Annotated in this window: 37 protein-coding genes; all 37 read left to right on the top strand. The window is 33.3% G+C overall.

The annotated features are described in order from the left end of the window. Positions 1-5 precede the first annotated feature (5 nt). The 37 genes from BN990_RS20165 to BN990_RS20360 all read left to right on the top strand — a co-directional run bounded on the left by BN990_RS20165 (position 6) and on the right by BN990_RS20360 (position 21,238). Positions 6-827 (top strand): hypothetical protein, encoded by an 822-nt coding sequence (locus tag BN990_RS20165; RefSeq protein WP_038246836.1) that lies wholly within the window; start codon positions 6-8, stop codon positions 825-827. Between the two features lie 44 nt (positions 828-871). Then, positions 872-1,159, top strand: coding sequence for a DUF1653 domain-containing protein (locus tag BN990_RS20170; RefSeq protein WP_081856195.1), 288 nt, complete (start codon positions 872-874; stop codon positions 1,157-1,159). After that, on the top strand, positions 1,156-1,482 hold the full coding sequence (locus BN990_RS20175) for a hypothetical protein (protein WP_038246840.1): 327 nt from the start codon (positions 1,156-1,158) through the stop codon (positions 1,480-1,482). Before BN990_RS20170 ends, BN990_RS20175 begins: the two co-directional genes overlap by 4 nt. A 2-nt stretch (positions 1,483-1,484) precedes the next feature. After that, on the top strand, positions 1,485-1,613 hold the full coding sequence (locus tag BN990_RS23440) for a hypothetical protein (RefSeq protein ID WP_269778089.1): 129 nt from the start codon (positions 1,485-1,487) through the stop codon (positions 1,611-1,613). A 328-nt stretch (positions 1,614-1,941) separates the two neighbouring features. Next, on the top strand, positions 1,942-2,289 hold the full coding sequence (locus BN990_RS20190) for a BC1872 family protein (protein WP_038246849.1): 348 nt from the start codon (positions 1,942-1,944) through the stop codon (positions 2,287-2,289). Between the two features lie 2 nt (positions 2,290-2,291). Continuing rightward, a complete protein-coding gene (locus BN990_RS20195; RefSeq protein WP_038246853.1) occupies positions 2,292-2,924 on the top strand; it encodes a hypothetical protein in 633 nt (210 codons plus the stop codon). Beyond that, positions 2,917-3,240 (top strand): hypothetical protein, encoded by a 324-nt coding sequence (locus BN990_RS20200; protein ID WP_038246858.1) that lies wholly within the window; start codon positions 2,917-2,919, stop codon positions 3,238-3,240. The genes BN990_RS20195 and BN990_RS20200 overlap by 8 nt, the downstream gene beginning before the upstream one ends. After that, positions 3,233-3,694 carry a DnaJ-like cysteine-rich domain-containing protein gene (locus BN990_RS20205; RefSeq protein WP_038246862.1) on the top strand — a complete coding sequence of 154 codons (462 nt, stop codon included), beginning with the start codon at positions 3,233-3,235 and terminating at the stop codon, positions 3,692-3,694. The genes BN990_RS20200 and BN990_RS20205 overlap by 8 nt, the downstream gene beginning before the upstream one ends. After that, the gene (locus BN990_RS20210) at positions 3,691-3,882 is read left to right on the top strand and encodes a hypothetical protein (RefSeq protein WP_038246867.1); all 192 of its coding nucleotides are present in this window, start codon (positions 3,691-3,693) and stop codon (positions 3,880-3,882) included. The genes BN990_RS20205 and BN990_RS20210 overlap by 4 nt, the downstream gene beginning before the upstream one ends. Positions 3,883-3,923: 41 nt before the next feature. Beyond that, on the top strand, positions 3,924-4,310 hold the full coding sequence (locus tag BN990_RS20215) for a hypothetical protein (RefSeq protein ID WP_038246872.1): 387 nt from the start codon (positions 3,924-3,926) through the stop codon (positions 4,308-4,310). Next, positions 4,307-4,534: a hypothetical protein gene (locus BN990_RS20220; RefSeq protein ID WP_051739361.1), complete on the top strand. Its 228-nt coding sequence runs from the start codon at positions 4,307-4,309 to the stop codon at positions 4,532-4,534. Before BN990_RS20215 ends, BN990_RS20220 begins: the two co-directional genes overlap by 4 nt. A 57-nt stretch (positions 4,535-4,591) precedes the next feature. After that, positions 4,592-4,870, top strand: a complete 279-nt coding sequence (locus BN990_RS20225) for a hypothetical protein (protein ID WP_038246875.1) — start codon at positions 4,592-4,594, stop codon at positions 4,868-4,870. Next, positions 4,867-5,448 carry a hypothetical protein gene (locus tag BN990_RS20230; protein WP_038246878.1) on the top strand — a complete coding sequence of 194 codons (582 nt, stop codon included), beginning with the start codon at positions 4,867-4,869 and terminating at the stop codon, positions 5,446-5,448. The genes BN990_RS20225 and BN990_RS20230 overlap by 4 nt, the downstream gene beginning before the upstream one ends. Beyond that, positions 5,449-6,405 carry a DHH family phosphoesterase gene (locus BN990_RS20235; RefSeq protein ID WP_038246881.1) on the top strand — a complete coding sequence of 319 codons (957 nt, stop codon included), beginning with the start codon at positions 5,449-5,451 and terminating at the stop codon, positions 6,403-6,405. A gap of 15 nt (positions 6,406-6,420) precedes the next feature. Next, positions 6,421-7,275, top strand: a complete 855-nt coding sequence (locus tag BN990_RS20240) for an N-6 DNA methylase (RefSeq protein WP_038246884.1) — start codon at positions 6,421-6,423, stop codon at positions 7,273-7,275. Positions 7,276-7,566: 291 nt separating this feature from the next. Beyond that, complete coding sequence (locus BN990_RS21685; RefSeq protein WP_051739363.1) at positions 7,567-8,253, top strand: 3D domain-containing protein; 687 nt, start codon at positions 7,567-7,569, stop codon at positions 8,251-8,253. Between the two features lie 14 nt (positions 8,254-8,267). Then, positions 8,268-8,516 carry a hypothetical protein gene (locus tag BN990_RS20255; RefSeq protein WP_038246890.1) on the top strand — a complete coding sequence of 83 codons (249 nt, stop codon included), beginning with the start codon at positions 8,268-8,270 and terminating at the stop codon, positions 8,514-8,516. Between the two features lie 53 nt (positions 8,517-8,569). Further along, positions 8,570-8,881 (top strand): hypothetical protein, encoded by a 312-nt coding sequence (locus BN990_RS20260; RefSeq protein WP_038246892.1) that lies wholly within the window; start codon positions 8,570-8,572, stop codon positions 8,879-8,881. A 241-nt stretch (positions 8,882-9,122) separates the two neighbouring features. Beyond that, complete coding sequence (locus tag BN990_RS20270; protein WP_051739365.1) at positions 9,123-9,842, top strand: single-stranded DNA-binding protein; 720 nt, start codon at positions 9,123-9,125, stop codon at positions 9,840-9,842. 11 nt (positions 9,843-9,853) lie between these two features. Further along, the gene (locus BN990_RS20275) at positions 9,854-10,213 is read left to right on the top strand and encodes a hypothetical protein (protein WP_038246897.1); all 360 of its coding nucleotides are present in this window, start codon (positions 9,854-9,856) and stop codon (positions 10,211-10,213) included. Further along, complete coding sequence (gene recA / locus BN990_RS20280) at positions 10,213-11,304, top strand: recombinase RecA (RefSeq protein ID WP_051739367.1); 1,092 nt, start codon at positions 10,213-10,215, stop codon at positions 11,302-11,304. The genes BN990_RS20275 and recA overlap by 1 nt, the downstream gene beginning before the upstream one ends. Positions 11,305-11,324: 20 nt before the next feature. Then, on the top strand, positions 11,325-11,948 hold the full coding sequence (locus tag BN990_RS20285; RefSeq protein ID WP_038246900.1) for a uracil-DNA glycosylase family protein: 624 nt from the start codon (positions 11,325-11,327) through the stop codon (positions 11,946-11,948). Next, entirely contained in the window at positions 11,935-12,117 is a 183-nt protein-coding gene (locus BN990_RS20290) for a MerR family transcriptional regulator (protein ID WP_038246903.1), read from the top strand. The genes BN990_RS20285 and BN990_RS20290 overlap by 14 nt, the downstream gene beginning before the upstream one ends. Before the next feature lie 170 nt (positions 12,118-12,287). Then, positions 12,288-12,848, top strand: a complete 561-nt coding sequence (locus tag BN990_RS20295) for an Lrp/AsnC family transcriptional regulator (protein WP_038246906.1) — start codon at positions 12,288-12,290, stop codon at positions 12,846-12,848. Positions 12,849-12,869: 21 nt separating this feature from the next. Beyond that, positions 12,870-13,112 (top strand): hypothetical protein, encoded by a 243-nt coding sequence (locus BN990_RS20300; RefSeq protein ID WP_038246909.1) that lies wholly within the window; start codon positions 12,870-12,872, stop codon positions 13,110-13,112. Between the two features lie 34 nt (positions 13,113-13,146). Further along, entirely contained in the window at positions 13,147-13,629 is a 483-nt protein-coding gene (locus BN990_RS20305; RefSeq protein WP_038246912.1) for a hypothetical protein, read from the top strand. Between the two features lie 12 nt (positions 13,630-13,641). Continuing rightward, positions 13,642-14,175: a hypothetical protein gene (locus tag BN990_RS20310; RefSeq protein WP_038246915.1), complete on the top strand. Its 534-nt coding sequence runs from the start codon at positions 13,642-13,644 to the stop codon at positions 14,173-14,175. 133 nt (positions 14,176-14,308) lie between these two features. Beyond that, on the top strand, positions 14,309-14,998 hold the full coding sequence (locus tag BN990_RS20315) for a hypothetical protein (protein ID WP_038246918.1): 690 nt from the start codon (positions 14,309-14,311) through the stop codon (positions 14,996-14,998). A gap of 79 nt (positions 14,999-15,077) precedes the next feature. Beyond that, entirely contained in the window at positions 15,078-15,713 is a 636-nt protein-coding gene (locus BN990_RS20320) for a hypothetical protein (RefSeq protein ID WP_038246923.1), read from the top strand. A gap of 165 nt (positions 15,714-15,878) precedes the next feature. After that, positions 15,879-16,736, top strand: coding sequence for a 4Fe-4S cluster-binding domain-containing protein (locus BN990_RS21690; RefSeq protein ID WP_051739368.1), 858 nt, complete (start codon positions 15,879-15,881; stop codon positions 16,734-16,736). A gap of 3 nt (positions 16,737-16,739) precedes the next feature. After that, complete coding sequence (locus BN990_RS20330) at positions 16,740-17,600, top strand: hypothetical protein (protein WP_038246929.1); 861 nt, start codon at positions 16,740-16,742, stop codon at positions 17,598-17,600. Positions 17,601-17,614: 14 nt separating this feature from the next. After that, entirely contained in the window at positions 17,615-19,240 is a 1,626-nt protein-coding gene (locus tag BN990_RS20335) for an AAA family ATPase (RefSeq protein ID WP_038246934.1), read from the top strand. Positions 19,241-19,252: 12 nt separating this feature from the next. After that, positions 19,253-19,642 (top strand): hypothetical protein, encoded by a 390-nt coding sequence (locus tag BN990_RS20340; RefSeq protein ID WP_038246945.1) that lies wholly within the window; start codon positions 19,253-19,255, stop codon positions 19,640-19,642. 63 nt (positions 19,643-19,705) lie between these two features. Continuing rightward, positions 19,706-20,098 carry a DUF1257 domain-containing protein gene (locus BN990_RS20345; RefSeq protein ID WP_038246949.1) on the top strand — a complete coding sequence of 131 codons (393 nt, stop codon included), beginning with the start codon at positions 19,706-19,708 and terminating at the stop codon, positions 20,096-20,098. A 19-nt stretch (positions 20,099-20,117) separates the two neighbouring features. Continuing rightward, a complete protein-coding gene (locus BN990_RS20350) occupies positions 20,118-20,438 on the top strand; it encodes a hypothetical protein (protein WP_148530745.1) in 321 nt (106 codons plus the stop codon). A gap of 17 nt (positions 20,439-20,455) precedes the next feature. Continuing rightward, complete coding sequence (locus tag BN990_RS20355; protein ID WP_038246955.1) at positions 20,456-20,875, top strand: hypothetical protein; 420 nt, start codon at positions 20,456-20,458, stop codon at positions 20,873-20,875. Between the two features lie 156 nt (positions 20,876-21,031). Beyond that, entirely contained in the window at positions 21,032-21,238 is a 207-nt protein-coding gene (locus BN990_RS20360) for a DUF2997 domain-containing protein (protein WP_038246957.1), read from the top strand. Positions 21,239-21,249: the final 11 nt, after the last annotated feature.

The raw sequence follows: 21,249 nt of genomic DNA on the forward strand, positions 1-21,249 counted from the left end.
ATAATATGTTCGAAATACCAAAAATTCAGTTGCCGACACCAGAAGAAGCAGTTCAAATTCGAAAAGATAAATATAAATCTGCAAGTGAGTGTTTAGAAAACATGTCTTATTGGTTGCCTAAAGTGGAAGCATCATCCGCTAGAGATGTATCTTCTTTACAAATCCCTTTTACTAAGACTATCACCCTTAACTTAGAAACATATGAATGGCTATTAAGTGATAATTATACACAAGAAACTATTCAAGAATTTAATCAATCGATAATTGAAGATCTAGGTGATTTCCTAATTGATCAAAAGCTTTTTATTAAAACAGGAAACTTTAGCAATAAGTTTCAATTCAAAAATACGGTTGTATCAGATCGAGAAAAACTAGGAAAACAGTTTCTTAACATCTATTATGACGCTATGTGTTTTGGTGTTCCTGATTCGAACGAAATTGTCATTAGAGAGTACATCGAAGATAAAGAAGATAGACCTACAATTTATTCTGGTATGCCACTACATACCGAGTTCCGAGTTTTTTATGATTTCGATATTGACGAACCTATTGGTATCTCAAATTACTGGCATCCTGATGAAATGTTAGAATGGTTATCTGAACCTGACTTAACATCTTATAAAAGTATTAAAGATACAATTGTATCTGATTTTAACAAATACAAGAAGAATGTTGTTTTACAAGTATCTATTTTAATGCAAGGCGTTACAAGTCTAAAAGGAAAATGGTCAATAGACGTGATGAAAAATGGAGAAGATTTTTGGATTATTGATATGGCACGTATGGAACGAAGTGCATTAGTCAATAAAATGGAATCATTAACTTAACAGTTGTGGAATATATTTTACTAGATTTAACAGGACGTGATCAGATGGTGAAGGAAATAAAATATACCAAAAATAAGGAAATAATTGAATTAGCAAATCAAGATAGAAAAGCCTTATTAAATCAAGTTTATCAACATTATAAAGGTGCATTATATATTGTAGACAGTGTAGCTCGTCATACAGAAACTGGTGAGCAAATGGTTGTATATAGAAGTTTAGATACAGGACAACAATGGGTGCGGCCTAAGGATATGTTCTTAGATATAATACAAAAAGAAGAAGGATATACATTTAGATTTACTAAATTTCAAATAGGAGATTTTCTAAGATGAATGTTTGCGTTGAATGTCCGTATTGCGGCTATGAAAATGATATGACCGATGATCTAATTGAACTTAATGGCAATGAGTTTGACACTGAATGTGTAGAGTGCAAAGAAGAATTTGAGGTGTATGTTGAGTTTGATCCATCTTTTACAGTCTCGAAGATTGTCTTTGAAAAGTGTCAGCAATGTGGGAGTGAAACACGTGACATATGCAAAAGAGGTAGTATATTTCCTTATCCAAGTCACTTAAAAGATAAAGTATGTAGGCAGTGTTATCGTATTGCGGTTATTGAATATTTCAGAGATTACCATAAAGGAGTGGAAGATTAATAATGGAACTATTACAAGCTCAAGAATGTCCATATTGTGGTTATGAAACTGAAGATGCTTTATCAAATTGGGAGCCAGATTCTGAAGAAGAAGTAGAATGCGATAGTTGTAGAAAAACATATATATCATAACCACAATTTCGATTTGAAGGATGGTTAATAGAGAAACAATGCGATAAGTGTGGAGAATGGACAGATGATGGTATGGAACTATGTGATTGTGATGAGGAGGACTAATATTGGTTCTATCAAATATAAGGTGCGACAATTGCGGAAGGCCATACAGCGAAGCTAAAGATCATATAACTGGTGGCGAACTCTGTGAAACAGAATGGGCTTGTTGCATTGAATGTTATGACGAAATGGTCGAAAAAGGGTGCTGTTTTGAAGAGCTAGGCGATGGGAACTACAGGGAGCAAAAATATTAGGGGAGCCCAATTCACATTTTGGAGGTCTAGGAATGGATAACAGAAAGATAGATCAATTAGTAGCTGAAAAGGTTATGGGATGGAAAGTCTTTGAGTATAAGAATATTAATACTACTGTAATTGATGACGGAGAGTTCCTTGTGGAAATAGAAGAATTCAAACCATCTGAACGAATAGAAGATGCTTGGAATGTTGTTGAGAAAATAGGTAAAGATTTCACGATGAACACAGTTAATGAGTACGACATCCATGTTAAAGCTGGAAAACTAGAATTAATAGGTCAATATCACTGCAATATCAATGGATTTCATGTATACGACAAGTCAGCACCACTAGCAATATGCAAAGCAGCACTAAAAACAGTAGGTGTGGAGGTATAAGGATGGATGAACAGTTAGAAAGACTAAAAGCACAAAATGAGTACACGATAAATCAATTATGCAAAGGGCAAGCAACCATAAGCTCAATTGATCCTTCTGACTTTAAATTGCTTATTCAACAAGCAGAACGTGTGAAAAAAACAGTAAAAAGAAACAAAGAACTGGAGTATGCTTCAAAGTATAACGGAGAACTGAATGAGTTTTTGCAAAAGAGAAAGTTACCTCTAAACACACTGGGTAGGCATGTTGTTGACGTTGTTATGGACTATGTGCAGGAGTTGGAGGAAGAAAGCAAGCAAATGAATAAACATCAGTTTGAATTAAGAAAAGATGCAAAAGAGTGGTGGATCACTGCTTCTAAATTTCAAGAAGAAAATGAAGCATTAGAATCAGAAATCAAACGCTACAAAGAACGTGTAAAAGAATTAGAGCAGGAACTAGAGGACGCTACAACAGATGCACAAATAGCTGATGACAATTATTACTTTGCTAAACGCTACGAAAAGGCTTTAGAGTTTGCAGTAGACGAACTGTACTATGCCCACCTTACTGGAGATGTCGGGCATAAAGATGCTTCTATTAAAAGAGTTATGGATAGATCAGAAGAAGCATTGAAAGGAGAAACCAATGGATAAACGGTTGGAAGAGATAATTGCAGTTGTGAATTCGCAAAGTCGTTCAACAAGAGAGTTATCTCATAACGACATGAATTGGCTTATCCAACGAGCAAAACGTGAGGAGAAATTAGACAAACTATCCGAGGAACTCAATCATGATTTATTCAGTGAACGAATGGAGAAAGACAAATATCAATATAGGTCTGAAATTCAAAAAGAAAGAATTAAAGAGTTAGAACAGGCTATAGAAAAAGCAATAGGCGGATGTAGATATACCAAACCGGAAGTAGCTTACATCTTATCTCAAGCATTGAAAGGAGAAGCCAATGGATAAACGGTTGGAAGAAATAAAAAATAATGCAATTGTAGATAAGGTTCATTTCAAATATATCAATAATTCGGAAGGGTATTGGGGAATAACATACACACTAATTGATGATGATATGCGGTGGCTTGTAGATCAAGCAGAACGTGTGCAGGAATTGGAGAAAGATAATAAAAGATTAAAAGATTTAAATAGTAACAATTTACCTGTTATGAGGTCAATGCATGAGAAAACAGAACGCTACAAACAGGCTTTGGAAAACATATTAGAAATAGAAAATGATGAAGAATTTAATCCATATGCATATATGGCACTTGAAATAATGGAGGAAGTACGTAAGGCATTATACGAATGCTCTGATTGCAACGGAACGGGATATGACCATTCAAGAAATATACCCGATCACATGACACCTTGTTTTAAATGTAGAGGATACGGAACATTGAAAGGAGTAGAGGGATGAGTAAAGACATGTTCATAATCACTGGAATGATCGATGAAATTAACGAAAAAGCAAGGAAGTTAGACAGGGAATTATGGAAGGCAGAAGATGAAGATAACGTAGACTTTGAAAAATTAGAAGAATTGGCAAGTGAGATTGAAGATGCATCAAATAATTTGATTTCTGAACTAGATAGCGAATTAGTATAAACCAATCCTCCCTTAATGGGAGATAAAGGAGGAAATGGACAATGTGTAAACACGGGTCTGAAAAATACGTGTGGGTCAACGATAAGAAGAAGGCTGTCCCTATAGACGCTTGTATAGCTAATGAAATACGTATGATTAATCGTCATGGAGTAGTTACTCTAGCATGCTGTTGCGGTCATGGAAAAGCCGGGCAAATTGTTGAGTATGAAAATGCATTCGGTAAGTGGAAAGAGCATGCACAACCTCCTACAGGACTTATACGAGAGGAAAGTGTAAAAATCGCAAAGGCATTAGGGTACATTCCTTATCCGTACTATTATGCTGATGGTTTTAGTGGCGGAGTTTGGCAAATGCAACTCAAAACAGGATGTATTACAGAAGATGATGTAAATAAATACCATGAATTAACCAAGGAGGAAATGGAATGATTACATCCTCTAGCAGAGGTCATTACATTTACTTTGACGGTCTACATTGGCGCTATATGAATGGCGATCTAGATGATGGTAGTAGAAGTTGCAAGAAATGCGGAAAAATGCCAACTGCAGAAGGATTCGATGCTTGTCTTGGATATATTGAGGAAGCAACAAGCGCATGTTGTGGCCATGGGATAGAAAAGCCTTATGTAGTGTATGGAGACAAAATGAAATAAATAATTTCTATAGGTAGTGTCCCTAAAAATAAATACAAGATCGGAGGTTAAGCTCAATTGATTGATTCTGTTAAAGTAACATGTTGTACCTGTAAGAAAGAACTTATATCAGAATCACCATATGCAGATCAAAGAGAAGATAATTATTGTGATGAATGTCGTGGAGTGCGCTTGAAATTTATTAAAGAAAGAGCATTCACCGTTATACAAAATAAAGAGTACTTACCAAAAGAATATGCAAATATATTAATTGATGAAATTTTTCGTTTAGAAGAAATAAACCTAGCGTTACGAATAAACAGTGGCATTACAAAAGAAGGAGAGATTACGTTATGATAAAAGGGTTAGATACAATTAGCTTTCATGATTTAGTTAAGAGTGACCAAGAACATGTTCTTGAAGTGATAAATGCTTTTGTAAGTCGACTTGAAGATATTTCAGGTATAGATATGTCACATTTATCAAAGCAAATGCTTAATGAATATGAAGAATTTAAAAAATCTAATATTGATAATAAGGAAACAAAAAATAATATAGAACCAATAGAGAAGAAAACTACCAATGAACATCCTTTCACGATATATAATGTCTTTCATGAATTAAAAATTAATGAAACTGCTAAAGGGAAAAATAGCGGAGTTAACATTATTAAAAACTTAGATGGAGAATATGTTGATGTAAATGGCAGTCCAATACGAATGACTTCAGTCGTCATGAATGATGTGTATTATATTAAAAAAGAACCTACATTCAAGCTTGTAGAACTAGAAACAGCAATCGAAGCATTCAATCAAGGAAAAGAAATTATGATTGATTATGAACAATCGTATGTTATATCAAAAGAAGATCCTCACGTCATTATTCCATTTGCGGCATTTGTGGACGGTGCTTGGTATGTAAAGGGGGATATATAATTGAAAGTAAAACTGTTTACTCATACTGATTTGGATGGAGTTAGCTGCGCCTTACTAGCAAAACTTACTTTTGAAGCTATTGATATTGTTTATTGTGATTATCATGATGTAGATGATTCTATACAAGACTTTATCCTATCGGATAATTTACTGCAATTTGATCGAGTTTTCATTACAGATATTAATGTTAATGAAGCAACAGCAGAGATGATCGAGGCTTTAGATCTATCGAATAAATTTCAATTATTGGATCATCATTCCTCTGCAGACTGGCTTAATAAATATGAGTGGGCATTAGTTAACGAATACTATAGTGATATAACTCAAACTTGTGGAACATCTATGTTATATGACTATATTCATAATTCTAATGATTTGTTTTATCAGCTACTTGCTTCTTGTAATCAAAAGATCATTGAACAGTACATTGAACTTGTGCGAAGATATGATACATGGGAATGGCAAACTATCTTTAACGATTATGAAGCTAAATCACTAAATGATTTATTTTATATCTATGGCAGAGATCGATTTATAAGTAAATTCATGGATAAATTAAGGTTAACGAATGTCTTTGATTTTAGTGATAATGAGAAAATGATCCTGGATCTGGAACAAGATAAAATACAAAATTACATTAATAAAATGGAAGATACTATAGCTCCTTTTCCTATCGGAAAATTCAAAGGAGGATTCCTCTTTGCTGAACAATATATTTCTGAGTTAGGAAATGCATTACACCAGAGAAATCCATTTTATGACTTTATTGCAATTATTAATTTGCCTAGTAGAAAAGTGAGTTATCGAACGATCCATAATCACATTGATTTAGGGAAAGATATTGCATCACATTTTGGAGGAGGAGGTAGAGCTAAGACTGCTGGCAGTGAACTGAGTGACTCAATTATGACTCGTTTAATGGAAGCTATCTTACAAACTTCTGATTCAACTAATTAATAAAGGAATGATAATATGAAGAAAGAAAGGCTATATAATATAGAAGAATATCATTGCTTAGATATTATATCTTTATATTCCAATATTAATGCCCATGCTAAAGCAATAAACGGCTTACCACAGAATCATTCGGAAGTATTCAACAAAAGAGGTTGGATGCTTCCTTTTTTATTTTCCTATGATACTCTCCTTTGGAAAAGATGGGATTATTGGTTTGAAATTATTGAAAAGGGTACTATCGATGGTAGTGGTCCAATCCCCCAAATCAAGTGGGCAAATACAGGAAGTAATGAAGTGCAAGAAACTAGTAAAATGTTACAACACTGCTTAAACCATTATGAAGCTAATATAGATAACTTTGCAGATTGGTTGATTTGGGGATTATCAATCAATAAAGAAACAAATATAAATCACATCTCCCAAAACCTGAATGAACATTATTATAGAGCATTTGATTTATTTCTTGTTTTAAAATATCCAACTGATTACCTTAGTCACATACTCACAGAAGAGACCGGAAAAGGTTACAAGAGTGGATTAGGATATTATCCAACACCATTTAGTATTTCTGAAATGATGGTTAAGATGTCCTTTAGTGATGACAAAAGCTACAAAACAGAAACTGTTAATGATCCATGTATAGGTTGTGGTGCCATGCTATTACCTGCCTCAAACTATACATTAAGAGGGTATGGGCAAGATATTAGTAAGATAGCAATTTCTTTAGCTACTATCCAGATGTATTGGTACGCTCCTTGGTATGCATTCCATCCAAATAATTTAAAAGGATTTAATGATTTCAAAGATATCATAATGATCAATTCTAACAATAAAAAACAAAAAGAAGGTCAATATGCTTTCAATCTTTAAAAGAGGTGTTCTTGTGCAATTATTTATGACTGAATTAGATTACCATTATTTCAAATTAGGTTGTTTTTGCATAGGTTATATAAATAAACCATCAAGCGATAATCATGTACGAAAAATAAATATACTAAAAGAAGAAGTTATTCAAGATTTAGGAGAGCGCAGATTGCTACTGAAAAAGTCTTGCTAATAATTGTAATGCATTTCATTTTTATTATTGTAATGCCTTGCATAAACTTAGGGAAAGTGATAACATAAGGTAAGATGCAGGGGGAACACAAAGGAGTTTATTTAATGAAGAAATTCAGAGGAAAAACGATCATTGTATCCGCTATTGCATTCTCATTGCTTTTAGTGACTTCATATCAGTTCTATTCTTATATTTTGAACCATAATCAATTGAAAATAGAACATAAGGATATTCAAAATAAGAATAAAGAACAGAAAAAAATTATTCATCAATTACAAACTGAAAACGAAGAAAAGTCTTCCAAAATCGAACAGCATAAGTCAACGATTGAAGACAAAAATAAAGTAATTGATGAACAGGAACAAAAAATTGAAGAACTAAAAGAGAAAAGAAACAAACTACAAGAAGAGCTTCAAGTAAAGCGAGATTCAGTAGAGCAAACTAGTCAGCTAACTACACTTGTTAAAACTACTTCAACAAATGGTGGTTGGAAAGATTTTAAAGCTACCTATTATGACGCTAATTATCAATCCACTGGAAAATATCCAGGAGATACCGGATATGGTAAAACAGCGAGTGGAAGGACAGTAACTGAAGGAGTAACGATTGCTGTAGATCCTGATGTGATTCCATTAGGTTCTTGGGTTTTAGTTAAGTATCCTGATGGAAGAGTGGAAAAAAGAAGAGCTGATGATACTGGATCTGCTATTAATGGGAATAAAATAGATATCTATGTTCCTAAAGCTACACTTTCTAGTGGAAAGCATAATGTGAAAGTAAAAATATTGTAAGGGGGACGATTCTTTTGCAGGGAGAAGACAATTTTGATTTTATAAGCGAGGTTCTACCAGAAGGTAATCAACAGAAACAATTCGAAAATGAAGAAACAACTACAAAAGTAACAGAAGCCGATTATATTACTACTTCATATCTCCTTACTAATGTAATTATGAACATTCTTATTGAAAGAGGAATCACAACACAGAAAGAAATAAATGGAATATTGAAAGAGGTTCATGCCGATTTTCAAGATAAAAGGAGGGGGTTATCATAAATTTATTTGATGAAATTAGAAATAATTCTACCCATTTCTCGGAACAGATTAAGATGGAGTCTAAACATTTAGATGAGGTGACAATCGCAGGTGAAATTCTCTCTGTTATTTCACCAACTTCCGAAAATATGAAATACCTTTCATCTCATTATATATTAGAAATTGATGATAAAGTGGGATCCATATTTGTTTACGTTTCATCACTCATGAAAAATCATTATCCATTTTTAGAATCAAATCAGTTTGTTTCCTTAAAGGGATATGTAAATGTATTGTATCGGAAAATTGGTGAAGAAAATCATAAAGAATGCTCTATTGTAGCTTATGAAGCTAAAGATATTCGGCTGCAGGAGCTTTCAAGTTGAGAAATGTATTAGTCTTTCCTGATAATTATGAGTTAGACTTCACTTATCCTTCAGACAGAACTCTTGAAGAAGGAACAAGACTTTATGTACGAATGTCAGATAGCACTACCAATTTAGTTGAAATAACTAATATTTCTCAGCAAGAAAGTGCTATTTACTATTATTTAATACTAATCTAAACCGCCTGTCGGCTTATTTAGTAGAAATTATAAAAAATGAAAATTCGAGAGGAGAATGAATAATGAACAACAATTTTAACGGTGGTTTTAACCCTGGACAACAACAAGGATTCCCTCCACAACCTAACGGGAACTTCAATCCTAATCAAAACATGAACGGAGGAAATCAAGGAGGTAATTCTGGATCAAATTCCAATAAGCCTTCATATAATAAATTTGTTGTTTTAGCAAATTTAACAAAAGATCCTGAAGGTAAAACAGTGAATAATAGCAAAGTTGCTTCATCAAGCATCGCAGTTAATCATCCAAACAATCAAACTGATTTCTGGGATATTGAAGTATGGGTAAATCAAGGAAATAGTTCCGGTACACATGATTTCCTATTAGATTATTGTAAGAAAGGTCGTCAGCTGCTAATTGAAGGAGAACCTTACCTCAAACGTCGTAAAAGACAAATAAACGGTCAAGATGTATTAGATCAAAACGGAAAAGGTGTTTATGATTACTATCCAACAATTAAAGTAACTAATCTTACTGGACTTGCTGGTGGTCAGTCAAATAATAATAACAATAGTAATCAAGGTAATCAGCAACAAGGGCAGCAGAACAATTTTAATCAACAAGCACCACAGCCAAATGGTGGTTTTAATCCACAGCAACAGCAAGGAGGATTTGCTCCACAAGGGAACTTTGGTGCCCCACAAGGTGCTCCAGGAATGCAACAAGGGGCTCCAAACGGACAAGGTTTTGGTCCTCCAAGTGGACAATTCATTCAAAGATAGGATGATTAATGATGTCTCGTAAGAAGCCTAAAATTTTATATGCCTTTCATCGTTTTATGGAAGGCATATTCTCTTATTATTTAGATAAAGGTATGGCTAAAAACAATGCAAAGTTGCGCATGTACAAAGAGACATATGAAACATGTCTAGATTTTGCAAAAAAGGAAAAAGACATACCTGACCATGCTTTAATTGCAACCATGCAACACGCATCTCGTCATTTAAATCAACGTGGTATAAGTTTGTCTGAAACTCTTAAAAAAGATCCCTCCAATTCCAATAAAGAAGAGATTAGAATAGCTCTTCATTCAATCAAGAAAGTAAAAGATGCTGCTGACGAATTTATTACTACATACAGAGGTGAAAGTTAATGTCAAAATTCAAACAAACATTAAATAAAAAACTTGGTGATGGTACCGTTTTTTCATTTGGGGATAGTGAAACATTAAGAATTCAACCAGTACCTACCGGAATCCCGAGTTTAGATTATGCATTAGGTATAGGCGGTTTTCCCTTAGGTCGTATTGTAGAAATTTATGGTCCTGAGTCTTCTGGCAAAACAACAGTAGCACTTCAAACTATTGCAAAATATCAAGAGTTAGCAAAGAATCCAGATCATCCTTTCTCTAAAAAGAAAGAGGTTCTCTACATTGATGCTGAAAATGCTCTAGATCCAGTTCATGTTGAGAATATTGGAGTAGATGTTTCTGATGAAACTGGCATGCTTATTAATCAACCTGATTATGGGGAGCAAGCATTCGATACTATGGAGACCGCAATTCACTCTGGTGAAGTAGGTTTGATCGTAGTGGATTCTGTAGCTAACTTAGTCCCTAAAAAGGAATTAGAAGGAAGTAATGAGGATCAACAAATGGGATTACTAGCACGGATTATGTCTAAAGGTCTTCGTAAAATTACAGGACCTGCTAGAGAGAACAACACATTAATTATCTTTATTAATCAAATACGTGAAAAAGTTGGAGTGATGTATGGTAATCCCGAAACGACTCCTGGAGGACGATCTTTACGTTTCTATGCTTCTGTGAGGATGCATATTAATAAAAAGGAAATTAAAAAAGGTGATGTGGTTTTAGGACATACCATGAACTTTAACATTAAGAAAAATAAAGTAGCACGACCATTTACAAAGTCAGAGGTAGATTATTATTATGACACTTTATTTGATATGACCAAGGATATTATGAATGTTGCAATGGGAATGGGTATTATAAACCGAGCAGGGGCTTATTATTATTATGGACAAGATAGTAAAAAACCTTATAAAGATGATATGGGGAATGAACTCAAATGGATGGGAAAAGATTCGGTAGAACTAGCCTTAAAACAAAGCCCAGCTTTATTTAAATATACAAATGATATTGTGCAGGGTAGAATTCCAAAGGATGCACAATTCGTAGATGAAGAACCACAAGAAGAACCTCCTGAAGAATTATTAGTATAATGATGAGGGAGTGAATAGATATGAAAGATGAAATACCTTTTGACATGAATGATGTTGATCCTATTTATTTTAATCCTAAATATTATGATTATGAACCTAGCTATACGACGCTGCATAATGGCACTAGTCACTTTCATTTAAGAACATCTATCTTAACATGTGAAACTTGTGGCATGTATCTTTCAAATGAACCCTTACCATTAAATAATATGAATGCCACTTTAATGATTATTGGAGAATCACCAACTGATGTTCAATTTGAAACAAGTAACGGTGAAATACTAGCCACAGCATTGAAACAAGTACATGTGAATTTTGATGATATCTACTTAACAGCTGCGAGAAAATCAGTTGAGACTCAGAGGGTTTGTGACCATCATTTGTCTAGTGAATTAATTGTTGTTCATCCTCTTATGATCATCGCTTTAGGTTATGAAGTGGGCGCAGCGATTACAGATCATGTACAAGCACCTGGACAGGGTTTTACTCTTTCCAACGGCTCTGATTTATTGGTTACAAATAGCTTATCTGAGATATTGCAAAGTCCTTCACTTTACCAGCCATTCATCAATCATTTACAGATAGCATGCAACCAGTGGGAAATACGTAAACAACAAAGGAGCTTAAGTTATGAAAGAGTATAAGTTATCACAAGTAGCAAAAATGTTAAATGTTCATAGAGACACTATTTTGTATTGGGAAGAAAATAAAATGATTCCTAAACCTAGAAGAAATCCAAAAAATAATTATAGAACTTATAATGAAAAAGAGATAAAATTAATTAGTGACATTCGAGGAGTTAAAATAAGTTAAAATTCAAATGATCTCACGTAAGTTTAAGGCCTCTCCGTATGAATGACTCATTTGAAATTTGATATCCTTTTAACCTCTATATGAAATGCTTTTACAAATGTAAAGATGTAATGTATTATAAAACAAGATATGAGGTATTGTAATGTCATCATATAGAAAGGGGTATTTATATGGCTGAAAAAGAGGCTTTTTTAAAGAATCTAAGTAAGAGTGAATTAAAGGTTCACGATTATATTAAGGAAAAATCTGCTCAATCTGATGGACGCTTTCAACAATCTATGAGTAAAATTGGAGACGCCTTAGGGATTAGTGAAGCTACTGTACATCGTGCGGTTAGACGCTTAAAAAAAGATGGCATTATCGGTATTATTCCTTCTCAAGAAAAGGCAGAGTCTAATCATATTGTTTACTATGGTGTCCCAGATGAAGAGGAGCAAGTAAATACCATCATTTCAATGGCTAGTGATCTTTCAAGCAGTATTAATCGTTTTCAAACTTTAATGGAAGTCAAAGATCAAACGATTCGTACAATGGAAAAAGAGCGTGACAGATTAATTAAACAAGTAGAAGAGCAGCAGACAGAATTAGAAAATTACAAACAAGTTGCTGAAAAGATGACACAAATTGTTGCCTCTTACGAAAAAGGTATGCCTGTTTTTAGTGACTCTAAAATCATTGGCTATACCGAACTTGATGACGGAAGTAGTGCTTTAATTTTCAAGGAAAAATAAGAAAGGTTGTGTCTTTTAAATATGCAACTGATTGATTCAATAAATTTAAACGAGAAAGCAGAAACGATTGCAGACCAGGTTTTTTTCATGATATCAAATATGGAATATCACTCTTCAAAGAATGATATTCCTGAGTTTCTGGATCACCTTAAAGAAGAATTAAGAGAAGACCCTCTTCTTTATCCAATGATATTAACAAGTCTTGAGCGCATTTTTCAAGATAAATTAAACCAGTTGTGTGATAAAGCAATAAAACACTCGTAATGAGTCTAAATTGATTTTTCAGGGGGTGTATTGAATGGTATTACACAGATTGCTTTTAGAAGACATCAATGAATGGGAAAGAATATGCGAGAAACTCAATGAACAAAACAATAACCTTAAAGTTCCCTTAGAAAACAATACCACTACTCTACATCAATTTAATATGGATTTAAGTGATTTATTCACCGAGGTTAATTACTACTTTGGTAAAGCAAGAAGAAATAAAGATGCTATTTCAAGAATAATTGAGAATGTGCTAAAGGATCTATATAAAGGTCAAAATGATTTAGCAAGAAAGGCAGCTGGAATTCAACTAGCACAAAGATATCCTGTTCCAGATACAGCAAAACCTTATTACCCGGAGGATTTTGTGAATTTATTTGAACTTGAAGACCAAATAAATGCTTATTACTATGCATTAGATGCTGCCTTAAAATCTTTAAATCATAAGGCGAGTGCTAAAATCACCAATAACTCAATACTTAATATTGAAAGGTCATTACTCCCAAGTAGTTAAAGGAGTTACATTATGAGTGAATGTAGGTTTATAACCGAATGTGCAAATGCGAATAAATCTTGCTATAAATGCTTTGATTATAATATGTATAGTTCAAAAAAAGAAAGAGTACCTCTACGTGCAAGGTCTCTCACAAATAAACAGAAGAAAAGTGGGATTGACTTTGAAAATAGAGGAACTAAACAATATAATTCTGCAATTAAGCAATCAAAAGATGCAGCTCGTAGACAAATTGCATCTGGTGCTTTGCATTTTGCACTAGGAGATATGATAACTGAAGAAGATCTAACTGCATCTTTAGCGGAATTCAAAGAAAGGGGATCTAAAGATGCTAAGGGATCCAAACAGATTACCATCAAAAAAGAGTGGCTTGATGGTATTAAAGAAGAAGCCCACAATATGGGGAAAGATTATTATTATCTTCCTTTTAGTTTTAAAGGAAGTGATACGGATTATGTTGCAATGGAGTATGAAATGTTACTTTCTTATGTACAAACTATCCAAATGCTTGTTGAGCAAAATAAGATTCTTCAAGAAAGGGGATAGAACTGTCATGAAATCGAAAGGTACGCAAAGACGAATAACAGCCATAAGAAAACGAAAAGGTTTATCACACACTAAAACAAGTTAAAAGCCTGTCGGCTTGTTTATTGATGTATAAATAAGGGGGATTGAGAAAATGAGTGCTGCATTACAAGAAGCTTTAAATTATGAAGCAAAAGAAGCTGTTCATTCCATTCAAGATATGATGGAAGGTATGCTTCAAAACGTAAAAGATAATGATGGCTATGTTAGAGAAGAATTGGATGAAATGACAATTCGAAAAATGATGCTTGCGAAACACTATTTGAAACAAGATATTGAAAAAATGAAAGAGATGAAAAAAGCTATCGTTAAAGAGTGGGACCAACGAATTAATAAGAAGAATGACGACATTGCAGCTATTGATTCTATAATAGATAATTTCGTTAAGCACCAAAATAACGGGAAAAAATTATCGTTCGATATTGGCACAGCTTCTCTAAGAAGAAATAATCATAAGGTCACAATGGAAGACGAAAATAAAGCCAAAGCCTATTTTCAGAATAATGGAGTATTACAGGAAGTATTAAAAGAACCTTCAATTGATGTGACACGTGCTCAAAATTATTTCATGATTCAATTCGAACAGCATGTTAAATCACTTGCAGAAGCAACCATTAATCAGGAAATTCAAATGAGTGAGAAAAAGAAAATCACAAAAAAACGTGAAAAGGAAATCCTTCAGGAAACAATTGATAGAGAACTTCCTAATTTACAGCAAAACTTACCTGAAGGGTTCAAGTTAATTATGCCTGAAGAAAAAGTAACCACAAGATTTAATATTTAGTAGATAATCCCATCAACCTCGTATATAATAGTTGGTGGGATTTTTTTCCTACATATATCATAAAAGGGGGATTATTGTAATGAAATTTTTCAAGAACAAAAAAGTATGGGTGACTTTAGGCGTATTAATCGCAATCATTCTTGTTTATAGTATTGGAAATAATGGTGCTAAAGTAGCTCTGGGAGAGTCTAAGGTTAATCACGAAGAGTTAACAGCTAAAATTGATGATAGCAAGAATCAATTGGCTGATATCAAAGAAGAAATTGAGTCACAAGATGGGAGACTTTCTGAAAAGAAAAAAGAAGTCGATGAAGTACTTGAATTAGTTGAGAATAAAGAAAGGCTGCAAAAAGAGTTTGAAGATCTTGAAAATGATGTCTCCGACAAGAAAATTGAAGTTGAAACATTAGCAACTGATATTGAGAACAAGCAAAATGAATTGGATGATATTTCGAATGTAATTCAGGAGAAAGAGGAAGAGCCAATTGAACTATCTGCTGGTCAGTATTTTGTTGGTACAGATATTCCTGCAGGTCGCTACCGAGCTACAAATGTAGGTCGTGGATCAAATTTCTTTGTTTATGACGTAGATGGGAATGTATTAGTAAACACTATATTAGGAGATGGCCATGGTGATGGAGATTATGTCTTCTTCACAGAAATGACGGATGTAATTGAATCACATGCGAAGGTAAAGCTTATACCTGTTGAATAAACATAATATCTAATCTTTTTAAAGGCGTGCTCTTATTTTTTTAAGAATACGCTTTTTTTCTATTGCTTTTCCCCAAGTTTTACTTTACAATATAAAAAGAAAGGCATTACAAATATAGTAATGCATTACAAAATATTATAACTAGGGTAAAAAGGAGCTAATATAATGAATGATATCTTACGATTCATTGGTGTTACAAAAGATGCTCTGACAGCTGGTCCTGGTAAGCGATTAGAGCTATTTACAAAAGGGTGTATACGAGGAGTGGTTAGCCCATGCGAGGGATGTTTTAACAGCATTACTTGGTCATTTGAAGGGAAATATAAAACATATCGTATTCAAGAATTAGTTGATATGATATCTAAAGATGCATGGAATAGACAAGTTACTTTCTGTGGAGGTGAGCCGATACTTCAAGCTAGAACTCTAACAGAAGTAGCAAAGCAATTAAAGAAGATAGATCCAACATTTCATTTTGTCATGTATACTATGTATAAATTAGATGTCCTCATGAAGTATGGGTTGAACTTCACATGGGTGAAAGAGAAGCATGAGCAAGCAATGCTTAAACAGCTAATGGATTATTCATCTTCTTACGATATACAAGCGTTTGATGAAGATCACAATCCTACAAGAGTAAAATATACAATTTTAACTCCAGAAGATGTAAAAGAGCTTATGCGTTACATTGATATTATCGTAGATGGAGAATATAAGCATGAACTTCGCCTAACTACAGCAGAATATATGCATGATGGTGGTTTTATCGGTTCTTCGAATCAACGTGTTATCTATGGTCCAAATACCATGAGACAATATGATATTTATAAAAATTTAGGAGAAAATTATGATTTAATTTTTCATTACTCTGATGAATACATGAAAATATATGAATCCAATCATCACTGTAAGAGCTGTGGTAAGTCTATAAAAGCTGAAGATAGTTACTGCACTCAACTTTGTGAAGCAAGATATACACAAAGAAAGGAAAACATGAAATTAATTAGTAATGAGGGGGTATGAAGCATGGACATTGAAATAACAAGTTTTGATCCATCTAGAGTAAATTTATTAAATGTTTCATCGGAATATGTTTTTAATCTGCCAGCAAAAGAAGAATTACGTATTGAATTTACTTTAGAATATATTCATGATGCTATGATTCAGTTAAAAGCAGTTCAAAAAGATCTAGATGTAACATCTTGCTACAACTTTCCAGAAAAAGAATTTTATAATATATTATCGGAGTCATTTTATAGCTCCAGAAATAGTAAAAAATCACATTTGTTTTCTGATCATGCTATTTTTAAGTATGCCAAGAATAAATTGATGGATGATATTATTCTATGTATGAATCAAAATAACACTTCTGATTATCTGCTCGGATTTAGTTCCTCTATTCATATGCAAAAGGGGTTAGGATTGGTACAGAATCAAACGAAGGAAGAAATTGCAACCTTTGAGGATCTATTCCTTTCCTTAGAGGATAATGGTCATCCTAAAGTTGAATTCAATCATATTATAACTCTTAATGGATCCATTGAGTGGCTAGTTAATTCTAATCATTCGTTTATATTCTTTGATTTAGAAAGAAATCAGTTGCTAACTTTTAATAATTTTCATGATTCAAATGCTGATAATTCAAATTTAGAAGTTACTGATTTCTCTGTAACAAGAGAACCGTTTCCACAGAATCATAATAGATATCGTTTTATTAAAGAGCAGCAAGAGGAAAAGAGCATGATCCTGGGTCTAGATTTAAATAATCCACTAAACCATAGCAAATACTTAGAATTTAAGAATAAACGTATCAACATAATTTCAAATTTTAAAGACAAAATGCGAAAAGAAGAAATTTACAATGAGTTTGCTGATATTGAATTATAAAAGGGGGAACTAATATGCATACAACAAATGAATTAAGTGGTATAGACGAAATCAATATGCTAATTAGCGCAAGAAGAAAGGCCATTCTAATTGAAACTTATGAAGAGCAACGAGTTCAAAAAGATTTAAAAGAAATCATTACAAATAGACAAATGGGAGCGGTAACTTGGTCCATTACAGGTGGTGGTTTTGACTTAATAGAAGAAACTAAAAGTGAAAAATTTAACTTTTCGGACCCAATTAAGCTTATGAATGCAATTAAAAATTCTGAAGAACAGAATGTATTTATCTTGAAAGACTTTCACGATATTTGGACAAATTATCAAGCTAAGCGTGCTTTAAGGGATGTATTAGAAAAAAATGATGAAGTATATAAGCCAATTATTTTTTTGTCTCCATTCATAAGTATACCTGCAGAGTTGGAAAAATTAATTACAACAGTTCGTTATGAACTTCCAAGCAGAGCACAAGTTATCGAGCAGCTTGAAGGTTTGAATAACTTTTTAATTACTAACGACTTGCCTGTTGCTGAGGGACGAGAACGTGAGGCAATTATTCACTCACTAGTAGGTATGACAAAAACTGAAATTAATAATGTGTTGAAGAAATCTGTATCTAAGCATAAAAAAATTTCGCTCGAAGAAATTACCGCTGAAAAAGAGCAGGTTATTCGTAAAACTGGTTTGTTGGAATACATTACAAAACTAGGAGATATGAAAAATGTTGGTGGAATGGATATCTTTAAAGACTGGATATCTGACGCATACTATGCATTTGCTCCTGAAGCAAGAGAGTATAATATTGATCCTGCCAGAGGGGTTATAATGGCCGGGTTCCCTGGGTCAGGTAAGAGTCTAAGTGCAAAGTCATTAGCAAATTCATGGAACTTACCTTTACTTAAAATGAATATGAGCCAAATTATGGACTCAAAGGTTGGTCAATCTGAAAAGAATATTGATCGTGCCCTTAAACTTGCAGAAGACGTTTCTCCATGTGTTTTATGGATTGATGAGTTAGAAAAAGGCTTAAGTGGAATTAGCTCATCAGATAAAAGTGATTCAGGAACACTTTCAAGAGTGGTACAATCTCTTTTAACTTGGCTTTCAGATAAAGTAGCACCTGTATTTGTTGTAGCAACAGCAAATGACATTACAAATCTCCCTCCCGAGTTAACAAGAGCAGGACGATTTGATGAAATTTTCTTTGTTTCTATTCCTTCTCCAGAAGAGAGGAAAGATATTCTATCCATTCATTTAAAGAAGCGTGGATATGAAATTTCGGAACAAGCTGAACTTGCAATAAATGAATTTCCAGACTACACCCTAGCTGAAATAGCAGAAGAAATGGATGGTTTTACAGGAGCAGAAATTGAGCAAGTTGTTGCTGAAGCAGGAAGACGTGCTTATGCAGAATATAAAAAGGAAATTCGTGATATGCATTACATGACAAAAGATGATTTAATTTCTCAAGCAGCTAAAACAATTCCTATGAGCAGGAGAAATAATGAAGTTCTCTATAATCTTCGAGAATGGGCAAAAGAAGCTGCAAAATGCGCTTCATCTTTTGAACACGACATCATTCATCATAAAAATGGAACAAATAAAAACAAAATCATTGAATTTGATGATATTGAAATTTAAGAGGTGAGTGTCATGTCGTTTAACCCAAAAGAAGAAAAGATGAGAATATACGAAATGCTCTCAGAGGCTTCTGTAGAGAATTATAATTATTCTAAGAATGAACTGTTTTATCAGTCTATAGACTTTGCACTTAGTGAATACAAAGAATTAGCATTAGCGTTCGATAGTTTTTTTAAATCCATTGATCACTTGATCATTTTCAGAGAAATGATGGAATCAAATTTAAAAACAGACACAGCTAATCAACTAAAAAATTTAAAAATGCTCATTGAGAAGAATTACGATCAGCGTGAGTTAGAAAAGATGCCAACTTCTGTATATAATCAAGTCTTAGATGTTCAGAAGCAGCGAGCTGATTTACTTAAAAAAGTAGCTCAAACATATCTAAGTGCAAAGAAATAATTCGAAATAAGTAGCATTAAGCTCTTATTATAAATTTTATTTTAATTAAGGAGGAATACATTTATGAGTCATTTTGCAACTTATGAATGCAAGGTATCTAATTTAGATTTTATTAAGGCAGGGTTACAAGAAATGGGACTTTCTTTTAAAGAAAATACCACAATTAAAGATTGGTATGGTCAAGCACGTCATTCCAAACTAGCCGTAGTAAGTGAAGATGGGAGGTTGCTTCCTCTTGGTTGGGTAGAAAATCAAGAGACAAAAACTCTAGAATTACAAGCAGACTGGTTTAAAGTTCCTTTCTCTGAAAAAGATTTCACTAATAGAATTTCCCAACACCACTCTAAATATCAAGTATTTCAGGCATGTCAAGAAAATCGTTGGGACTATAATATGAGTGATCTTACTATGAATGAAAATGGAGAATTTGAATTAGTTGCAACCCAATTTAATTGATTGAATATTGAGCGGTGTAATGCCGCTCATACATATTCAAAACAGGGAGAGTAATAAAATGCTTTTAACGTTTATTTTATTTACCAGCATTGCATCAATAGCAACTATTGCTCCAGTGTATAAAATTCGTAAACTTTTAGCACGTCTATTTTATATTCCGATTATTGGATGGATTTTCAGTATTAGTTATGGTTTAGCAGTAAGTTGGGTTCTGTTAACAATCTTTTCATTTTCTTCAAGTACTGCTGGATTATCTAACTTAACAGCTACTTTAATTTTTTCAGGTTGGCTGTACTTTGAACATAAAAAACTAACTAATAAGCGTAGTAAATTAGCTTAATTTAAAGGAGAATAATCATGGAAGGAAGTCCGATTTTATACTATGCTTCAAAAGCATATGAGTACAATCACGGAAAAGAACAATTAGTGAAAGATAGAGGAGAAGATATTACAAATTCAAACGGAATTGTAATGCATTTTTCTCAGGAACATTTAAGTATGATCAATAAAGAACTTAAAGAACTTCATAACCTAAGAACTAATACTTTATCCATAAAGGCACCAAATCTTATTATATTTATGGAGGGTGGCGTCATTCAGGATATAAAATCTGATAAATATACAAATGTAGTTGTAGTAGATGCAGATATAGATGACATTCCTACAGAAGAACTTACTTCTATCGATAATGAAGAGTCCTATGTTTACCGTCCTTTGAGTACAGATGACATTAATCCGGAATTTGTTAATCAAATTCTTAGACAAGCAAATATCTAATTTTATGGGAGATACTACATGTTTTACATGAAATTTGAACCAAAAGTGATGTAGAAGCTATCTTAGCTTATGCCAAAGAATGGGACAAAGCTGACCGCCCAACACTATTAGAGGAAACAGACTTTTTCCAAATTAAATAAAAAAGGAGACGATTAGATGTCACAACATAAAGTGAAATTTATAATAGCACCAGGTGGAGAAATTAATATGGAAGTATTGAATGGTGAAGGTGAATCTTGTGTGGAAGCAACAAAAGATTTAGAAGTATCATTAGCTAATGCTGGTAGCAAGACAGATGAAGGTAAGAAGCCTGAGTATTATGAAGGCGGCGGGGGTATATCTGTATTTAATGATTTAAACTAGGAGGAATGAAA

The organism is Virgibacillus salexigens, from assembly GCF_000723585.1.
In the GTDB taxonomy this organism is placed as follows: domain Bacteria; phylum Bacillota; class Bacilli; order Bacillales; family Amphibacillaceae; genus Virgibacillus; species Virgibacillus salexigens.

Excerpts from the sequence above, each read along its gene's own strand:
- BN990_RS20345 (WP_038246949.1), top strand. The coding sequence starts at position 19,706 with ATGAGTCATTTTGCAACTTATGAATGCAAGGTATCTAATTTAGATTTT.
- BN990_RS20270 (WP_051739365.1), top strand. The coding sequence starts at position 9,123 with ATGAACAACAATTTTAACGGTGGTTTTAACCCTGGACAACAACAAGGA.
- BN990_RS20200 (WP_038246858.1), top strand. The coding sequence starts at position 2,917 with ATGGATAAACGGTTGGAAGAGATAATTGCAGTTGTGAATTCGCAAAGT.
- BN990_RS20170 (WP_081856195.1), top strand. The coding sequence starts at position 872 with ATGGTGAAGGAAATAAAATATACCAAAAATAAGGAAATAATTGAATTA.
- BN990_RS20190 (WP_038246849.1), top strand. The coding sequence starts at position 1,942 with ATGGATAACAGAAAGATAGATCAATTAGTAGCTGAAAAGGTTATGGGA.
- BN990_RS20350 (WP_148530745.1), top strand. The coding sequence starts at position 20,118 with ATGCCGCTCATACATATTCAAAACAGGGAGAGTAATAAAATGCTTTTA.
- BN990_RS23440 (WP_269778089.1), top strand. The coding sequence starts at position 1,485 with ATGGAACTATTACAAGCTCAAGAATGTCCATATTGTGGTTATGAAACT.
- BN990_RS20285 (WP_038246900.1), top strand. The coding sequence starts at position 11,325 with ATGAAAGATGAAATACCTTTTGACATGAATGATGTTGATCCTATTTAT.
- BN990_RS20240 (WP_038246884.1), top strand. The coding sequence starts at position 6,421 with ATGAAGAAAGAAAGGCTATATAATATAGAAGAATATCATTGCTTAGAT.
- BN990_RS20260 (WP_038246892.1), top strand. The coding sequence starts at position 8,570 with ATGGAGTCTAAACATTTAGATGAGGTGACAATCGCAGGTGAAATTCTC.
- BN990_RS21685 (WP_051739363.1), top strand. The coding sequence starts at position 7,567 with ATGAAGAAATTCAGAGGAAAAACGATCATTGTATCCGCTATTGCATTC.
- BN990_RS20205 (WP_038246862.1), top strand. The coding sequence starts at position 3,233 with ATGGATAAACGGTTGGAAGAAATAAAAAATAATGCAATTGTAGATAAG.
- BN990_RS20210 (WP_038246867.1), top strand. The coding sequence starts at position 3,691 with ATGAGTAAAGACATGTTCATAATCACTGGAATGATCGATGAAATTAAC.
- BN990_RS20195 (WP_038246853.1), top strand. The coding sequence starts at position 2,292 with ATGGATGAACAGTTAGAAAGACTAAAAGCACAAAATGAGTACACGATA.
- BN990_RS20330 (WP_038246929.1), top strand. The coding sequence starts at position 16,740 with ATGGACATTGAAATAACAAGTTTTGATCCATCTAGAGTAAATTTATTA.
- BN990_RS20275 (WP_038246897.1), top strand. The coding sequence starts at position 9,854 with ATGTCTCGTAAGAAGCCTAAAATTTTATATGCCTTTCATCGTTTTATG.
- BN990_RS20300 (WP_038246909.1), top strand. The coding sequence starts at position 12,870 with ATGCAACTGATTGATTCAATAAATTTAAACGAGAAAGCAGAAACGATT.
- BN990_RS20320 (WP_038246923.1), top strand. The coding sequence starts at position 15,078 with ATGAAATTTTTCAAGAACAAAAAAGTATGGGTGACTTTAGGCGTATTA.
- BN990_RS20315 (WP_038246918.1), top strand. The coding sequence starts at position 14,309 with ATGAGTGCTGCATTACAAGAAGCTTTAAATTATGAAGCAAAAGAAGCT.
- BN990_RS20340 (WP_038246945.1), top strand. The coding sequence starts at position 19,253 with ATGTCGTTTAACCCAAAAGAAGAAAAGATGAGAATATACGAAATGCTC.
- BN990_RS20305 (WP_038246912.1), top strand. The coding sequence starts at position 13,147 with ATGGTATTACACAGATTGCTTTTAGAAGACATCAATGAATGGGAAAGA.
- BN990_RS20290 (WP_038246903.1), top strand. The coding sequence starts at position 11,935 with ATGAAAGAGTATAAGTTATCACAAGTAGCAAAAATGTTAAATGTTCAT.
- BN990_RS20215 (WP_038246872.1), top strand. The coding sequence starts at position 3,924 with ATGTGTAAACACGGGTCTGAAAAATACGTGTGGGTCAACGATAAGAAG.
- BN990_RS20310 (WP_038246915.1), top strand. The coding sequence starts at position 13,642 with ATGAGTGAATGTAGGTTTATAACCGAATGTGCAAATGCGAATAAATCT.
- BN990_RS20165 (WP_038246836.1), top strand. The coding sequence starts at position 6 with ATGTTCGAAATACCAAAAATTCAGTTGCCGACACCAGAAGAAGCAGTT.
- BN990_RS20220 (WP_051739361.1), top strand. The coding sequence starts at position 4,307 with ATGATTACATCCTCTAGCAGAGGTCATTACATTTACTTTGACGGTCTA.
- BN990_RS21690 (WP_051739368.1), top strand. The coding sequence starts at position 15,879 with ATGAATGATATCTTACGATTCATTGGTGTTACAAAAGATGCTCTGACA.
- BN990_RS20355 (WP_038246955.1), top strand. The coding sequence starts at position 20,456 with ATGGAAGGAAGTCCGATTTTATACTATGCTTCAAAAGCATATGAGTAC.
- BN990_RS20175 (WP_038246840.1), top strand. The coding sequence starts at position 1,156 with ATGAATGTTTGCGTTGAATGTCCGTATTGCGGCTATGAAAATGATATG.
- BN990_RS20335 (WP_038246934.1), top strand. The coding sequence starts at position 17,615 with ATGCATACAACAAATGAATTAAGTGGTATAGACGAAATCAATATGCTA.
- BN990_RS20360 (WP_038246957.1), top strand. The coding sequence starts at position 21,032 with ATGTCACAACATAAAGTGAAATTTATAATAGCACCAGGTGGAGAAATT.
- BN990_RS20230 (WP_038246878.1), top strand. The coding sequence starts at position 4,867 with ATGATAAAAGGGTTAGATACAATTAGCTTTCATGATTTAGTTAAGAGT.
- BN990_RS20295 (WP_038246906.1), top strand. The coding sequence starts at position 12,288 with ATGGCTGAAAAAGAGGCTTTTTTAAAGAATCTAAGTAAGAGTGAATTA.
- recA (WP_051739367.1), top strand. The coding sequence starts at position 10,213 with ATGTCAAAATTCAAACAAACATTAAATAAAAAACTTGGTGATGGTACC.